Origin of the sequence: Pseudomonas viridiflava, from assembly GCF_900602065.1 — a bacterium.
In the GTDB taxonomy this organism is placed as follows: Bacteria; Pseudomonadota; Gammaproteobacteria; order Pseudomonadales; family Pseudomonadaceae; genus Aquipseudomonas.
On record NZ_UWFN01000171.1, the window covers coordinates 1 to 374 of the forward strand.

Genomic DNA, 374 nt, shown 5'->3' on the forward strand with positions numbered 1-374 from the left:
ATGTAGGGCTGATCGTCACGCTGGTCGATGCCTGCCATGCCACGCTGCAGGAGCGTCTGCACCCCGAGTGGCTGGCGCAGGTCGCCGCCGCTGACAGGCTGCTGCTGAGCAAGACCGATCTGGTCGATGAGCCTGCTCTCGATGCACTGCGTCTGCATCTGCAGGCGCTCAATTTCTCCGCACCCTTGCTGGACACCGCAGAGGTTCACAGCGGCGATCAGTTGCTGCTGGGGCAGGGCGTCAGCAAGAAGGCGCTGGAAAATGCCATCAACAACCTGCGTGGCGGCGGGGCGGTCAACGACCCCAACGTCGAAGAGTCGCGTCAGGCGCTGGACAAGTACACCGTTGACCTGACCGAGCGCGCCGAAGAAGGC

At 63.9% G+C, this 374-nt stretch carries 1 protein-coding gene; it reads left to right on the plus strand.

What is annotated here, in order from left to right:
* A partial coding sequence (locus EE949_RS29780; RefSeq protein WP_277423366.1) for a GTP-binding protein occupies positions 1-374 on the plus strand: 374 nt, incomplete at both ends.